This is a genomic window from Okeania hirsuta (assembly GCF_003838195.1).
Lineage (GTDB): Bacteria > Cyanobacteriota > Cyanobacteriia > Cyanobacteriales > Microcoleaceae > Okeania > Okeania hirsuta.
The window spans coordinates 1-5,396 of record NZ_RCBY01000355.1 but is presented as its reverse complement, the minus strand read 5'-3'; the positions used below and the strand labels follow the sequence as shown (position 1 = coordinate 5,396).

The window sequence follows — 5,396 nt, the reverse complement described above, 5'->3', positions numbered from 1 at the left end:
CTTCACTCCGCTTTATTACCCGCGTGTCGTTATTCAACCAGCCGTTAAAACGGGCACTGCGTACTTCCTCCCGAAGCTTTTTAGGTTTAGTAATTTATTAATTAGATCTATTTTGAATATTCTACCTGTTTCTTACTTCTAAAAATTGATGTTTTTTTTACACCTATATGCAGCTTTTTTTGCTAAATCTTTTGTTGAGTTGGTATTGGACGAGAACAAAATGGGGGTCATGTATTTTTTAATACACAAGGCTTTTGAAAATTAACTCTTGGGATTTATTAATAAAAAAGCTTTAAAACTTATCTAACAATAAAATTTGTGTTAAAGCGTCGTGAATACCTATTTCTGCCATCGGAGAAAGTTCCTCCCCAAATTGAAAATTGAATACAGGAATTAATATCCACCAAGCGGGAGGTACGTAACTGTAAATAGGGTCTGCTGAAAAAATTGGTTGGTGGAGGTAGGACACGGGGACGCGGAGACGCGGAGACGGGTCGATGTGTGGGGAACAGGCAACAGTTTCGGCCATTTTATGTGAAGAAATTTTCTTGAATTTCAGCAGAAAATTTCAGTAAATTGATGCCAATAAGAGCCAAGAACGACGATATAATACCAAATTCACGCAAAGGCAGTTACATCTTAATTTGTGATTTATTCCTAAAAGAAAAAATTATAAATTCTATAAATTCTAAAATTTCCACCTTTTTTCCTCTTTAATATTTATGTTTTTCTTTCTCTGTTCCCAGCTTCGGTGTTCCCTGTTCCCTGTGTCTTCACGCTTTGCAATATTTTATGAAATTGGTATAAACTGAATATAAAAAGCTCATAAGCCTTAGCTATACTGACTTTTAGCTTTATTCAGCAAGCCCTAAATAAACTGACTGAGAGCAAGTAGCGATAGAGGATCTACAACTTGCCCCACACAATTTTTAAGGTGAGGAAGGGGTGGAGCGTAATTGTAATAACCAACAAGTAATTCAGGCGAGTCCCAAGGGCGATAAACATCAACAAAAATGACTAACTTGGCTTCAGACATTGGTTTTGCTAGGTCAGGGGTAAGTTGGAGGAGAGGGAGCGATCGCAAATTCAACAATTTCCAGTTTGCTACGAACTCTGCTACTCTTCTGCCTGCACCATAATCACTGTAGAAAATATTCCCATAACCTATTATTAATATTTCAGCCATTATTTATCTGCACTCTACCTTTTGCCTTCTCACATTATTGAACTATTAGGTTATGACTTTTGAAGATATTAATAGTTCTTTCTAATAATTCATCTGAAGGAGGTTCTGTTGTTTTGAGTTGATAATCATATCCTAGTTGTTGCCATTTGTATTCTCCCATTTTATGAAAGGGTAAAACTTCAACTCTTTCAACATTATCAAAAGGCTCTATAAATTCAGCTAATCCAGTTACATTATCAATGGGATCTGTCAAGTCAGGGACTAACACAAACCTTATCCATGTTGGCTTATGAATTTCGTTGAGATACCGAGCAAAATTAAGGGTTGGTTCCAGAGAAACATTGGTTACTTTCTGGTAAATTTTTGGATCAAAAGATTTAATATCTAATAATACCAAATCTGTATATTCTAAAACAGATTTAGCAACGTTCAAATGGACATATCCCGATGTATCTAAAGCAGTATGAATTCCTAGCAGACGACATCTTTGAAAAATTTCTTTGACAAATTCAGGCTGCATCAGAGGTTCACCACCAGTTACCGTGACACCGCCACCAGAAAATTTAAAGTAAGACTGATATTTTTCAATTTCTAAAATCAATTCATCAACAGACATTGACTTGCCATTTTCCGTATGACGACAATCAGCATTATGGCAGTATAAACATCTTAAGGGACAACCTTTAGTAAAAATAACAAATCGAATTCCCGGACCATCGACCGTCCCACAAGTCTCTATTGAATGAATAATGCCAGTCGATCCCATGTAAATTACTCCTCTCGAAAATGCCTAAGTCCTGTTTTTATTATTGGAGATTGGAGAGGTGAACAGCTGTTCACCCCTACAAAATAATCAGCGATCGAGAAACTTTATCCTTTCTAACCTTTTCTTTCCTCCTGCCTCCTGCCTTCTGCCTTCTACAACTGATTGTGGAATGTTCGGTTAATCACATCTAATTGTTGTTCACGACTCAGTTTAATGAAGTTAACTGCATAACCTGATACTCGAATAGTCAACTGAGGATATTCTTCAGGACGGTTCATTGCATCTAGCAAAGTTTCTCGGTTGAGAACGTTAATATTGATATGATGTCCCGTGTCGTGGAAATAACCATCTAACATTCCTACCAAATTGTTGACTTTTCCATCGTCAGTTTTCCCTAATGCTTCTGGCACAATAGAGAATGTGTATGAAATTCCATCTTTAGCATTTTCATAAGGTAATTTGGCAATGGAAGCCATAGAAGCGATCGCTCCTTTAGTATCTCGTCCGTGCATGGGGTTTGCTCCCGGTGCAAATGGTTCTCCTGCTTTTCGTCCATCAGGTGTGCTGCCAGTTTTCTTACCATAAACCACATTTGAGGTAATAGTTAAAATTGACTGAGTAGGTGTTGCATGACGATAGGTTTTGTTTTTGCGGATTTTATCCATAAAACTGCTTAAAACGCCAGAAGTGATTTCGTCAACCCGCTCATCATTATTGCCAAACTTTGGATAATCTCCTGTCACTTCGTAATCAACCGCTAACCCCTCTTCATTCCGAATAACTTTGACACTTCCATATTTAATTGCCGCCAGCGCATCTCCTACCACAGACAAACCAGCTATTCCACAAGCCATAGTTCGATATACATCGCGGTCGTGTAATGCCATTTCTAAAGTTTCGTAGCAATATTTATCGTGCATATAATGAATGACATTCAGACTATTAACATACAATTTCGCTAACCAGTCCATCAAAACATCAAACTTAGCTTTCACTTCTTCATAATCTAGGTACTCACTGGTAATAGGAGCATAAGCAGGGGCAATTTGATCGCCATGTTTTTCATCCTTACCACCATTAATAGCGTAGAGTAACGCTTTTGCTAGATTAACTCGTGCCCCAAAAAACTGCATTTGTTTACCAATTCTCATTGCCGAGACACAACAAGCGATACCATAATCATCCCCAAATTCTGGACGCATTAAGTCATCATTTTCATACTGAATAGAACTGGTATCAATGGAAACCCTAGCACAATATTGTTGAAAAGCGCGGGGCAACTGTTCAGACCAAAGAATCGTTAAATTTGGCTCAGGTGCAGGTCCTAAATTGTAGAGAGTATGCAAGAAACGGAAACTATTTTTAGTCACGAGGGGACGACCATCTGTTCCCATTCCACCAATTACTTCTGTCACCCAAACCGGATCTGCTGCAAATAACTGATTATATTCAGGAGCGCGCAAAAAGCGAACCATCCGCAGTTTCATCACGAATTGATCGATTAATTCTTGAACTTCAGCTTCAGCGATCGCTCCTGATTTCAAATCCCTTTCAATGTAAATATCCAGGAAACTAGAGACACGTCCTAAAGACATAGCTGCACCATTTTGCTCTTTAACAGCAGCTAAATATCCGAAATACGTCCATTGTACAGCTTGTTGACTATTCGTTGCGGGATTTCCCAAATCAAAACCATAACTTGCTCCCATGGTTTTCAATTTTTTCAAGGCTTTGATTTGGTCTGATATTTCTTCTCGTAAACGAATTACTTCCTCATCCATGACATCGTATTCAAGGGAATACAACTGTTCCTGTTTATCTTCAATCAGAAAATCAACCCCATATAGGGCAATGCGACGATAATCTCCAATGATACGTCCCCGTCCATAGGAATCAGGTAAACCTGTGATAATGCCAGAGTGACGAGCTTTCCGCATTTCCCGGGTATAAGCATCGAAAACCCCGTCATTATGGGTTTTACGATATTGAGTAAACACTTCATGGGTTTGAGGATCTATTTGATAACCATAAGCTTCTAAAGATTTCTCAACCACTCGAATGCCCCCAAAAGGCATAATTGCCCTTTTGAGGGGTTTATTCGTTTGTAAACCGACAATTTTTTCTAAATTTTGATTGATGTAACCTGCCCCGTAAGCAGTAATACCAGAAGGGATTTTCGTTTCTGCATCTAAAATGCCTTTTTCCCGTTCTTGGTTCATTAATTCTTTAACTTCAGTCCAGAGAAAGTCTGTTGATTCACTGATGTTTTCCAGAAAAGATTCATCCCCTGTATATGGAGTATAATTTTTCTGAATAAAATCTCTAACGTTAACTTCTTTTGTCCACGTTCCTTGTTTAAATCCTTGCCATGCTTCGTCTTTTGAAGTTATTTTGCTTTGTAGTTGCGAGAGGTTTTGTTCCGTATTAATATTGCTAACCATAAAACTTTATTGAGTGTATTTCTATTCTTTAACACCCACCTCCTTCACTATTATTATCCAACTATTTTTTGCTAATTGAACTATCACTTAAAGTTTTTTTACAAAACTTGATTTTGGCACATAACAAAAACTTGAGAAAATAACTGCTAAATTAAAAAAAAATTGTCAATAAAACTTTTAAACTTTAATTAACAAAAATATGTTGAATTTGTGCTAAAGCATCTGTAATTCCTTGAGCTGTTTCCCTCGAAAAATCTTCCCCAAATTCAAAATTAACTGCGGGTATTAATATCCACCAACTCGGAGGTACATTTTTATAAACAAATTGACTAAGAGCAAGTAGCGATCGCGGATCTCCTGTATGCCCAATATTTAAACCCTGACTCTCAAGTTCCCCCGTTTCTAGAGTGTGTGGAGTGTGGGGAACGCAAAGTTGATGTATCTGTAAACCTTGTTCAGAAGTTGCCGGATAAACATCAACAAAAATAACTAATTCTGCTTGAGATATAGGTTCTGCCAATTCTGGAGTAAGTTGATGAACTGGGAGCGATCGGATGTTCTGAAATTCCCACTCTGCTACTAACTCTGCCACCCGTTGACCAGCACCATCATCACTGCGGAGAGTATTACCGTAACCTATTACTAATATTTCAGTCATAATTTATAAGTATTTTTGTATTGCAGTAATTAAATTATAAGTAGACATCTCCAAAAATAAAAATATAGCAATGTGCGCTGGCATATTTACAAATTGTAGGAATTGTCCAATAGCTAAAAGTCTTATATTATTCCAACGGAGATGCTGCGCAAACAGATTTTTATTCCCCCTATTGCCTCACAGGAGTGCGCATTCCGCAAGCGAGCTGGCATAGTCGCGGGGTCGCACCGCTGTTGCCTTCCGGAGCTGTTGCCTGCGCGCAGCGCTATAAAATCAATTATCGTATAGAAATTGTGTGACTCGTTGGCCACTAAACCAGGAAACTGGGTATAAATGGCCGTTCCA

General features: G+C 38.0%; 5 protein-coding genes. All 5 read right to left on the bottom strand.

All coding sequences use genetic code 11. The features are described from left to right. Positions 1-292 precede the first annotated feature (292 nt). Complete coding sequence (locus D5R40_RS30000) at positions 293-529, bottom strand: hypothetical protein (RefSeq protein ID WP_124146233.1); 237 nt, start codon at positions 527-529, stop codon at positions 293-295. A gap of 339 nt (positions 530-868) precedes the next feature. Beyond that, positions 869-1,186, bottom strand: a complete 318-nt coding sequence (locus tag D5R40_RS29995; RefSeq protein ID WP_124146232.1) for a hypothetical protein — start codon at positions 1,184-1,186, stop codon at positions 869-871. A 34-nt stretch (positions 1,187-1,220) separates the two neighbouring features. Next, positions 1,221-1,952: a pyruvate formate-lyase-activating protein gene (gene pflA / locus D5R40_RS29990; RefSeq protein ID WP_124146231.1), complete on the bottom strand. Its 732-nt coding sequence runs from the start codon at positions 1,950-1,952 to the stop codon at positions 1,221-1,223. Between the two features lie 152 nt (positions 1,953-2,104). Further along, positions 2,105-4,393, bottom strand: a complete 2,289-nt coding sequence (pflB, locus tag D5R40_RS29985; RefSeq protein WP_124146230.1) for a formate C-acetyltransferase — start codon at positions 4,391-4,393, stop codon at positions 2,105-2,107. A gap of 184 nt (positions 4,394-4,577) precedes the next feature. Then, complete coding sequence (locus tag D5R40_RS29980; protein ID WP_124146229.1) at positions 4,578-5,051, bottom strand: hydrogenase maturation protease; 474 nt, start codon at positions 5,049-5,051, stop codon at positions 4,578-4,580. Positions 5,052-5,396: the final 345 nt, after the last annotated feature.

Excerpts from the sequence above, each read along its gene's own strand:
- D5R40_RS30000 (WP_124146233.1), bottom strand. The coding sequence starts at position 529 with ATGGCCGAAACTGTTGCCTGTTCCCCACACATCGACCCGTCTCCGCGT.
- D5R40_RS29995 (WP_124146232.1), bottom strand. The coding sequence starts at position 1,186 with ATGGCTGAAATATTAATAATAGGTTATGGGAATATTTTCTACAGTGAT.
- pflA (WP_124146231.1), bottom strand. The coding sequence starts at position 1,952 with ATGGGATCGACTGGCATTATTCATTCAATAGAGACTTGTGGGACGGTC.
- pflB (WP_124146230.1), bottom strand. The coding sequence starts at position 4,393 with ATGGTTAGCAATATTAATACGGAACAAAACCTCTCGCAACTACAAAGC.
- D5R40_RS29980 (WP_124146229.1), bottom strand. The coding sequence starts at position 5,051 with ATGACTGAAATATTAGTAATAGGTTACGGTAATACTCTCCGCAGTGAT.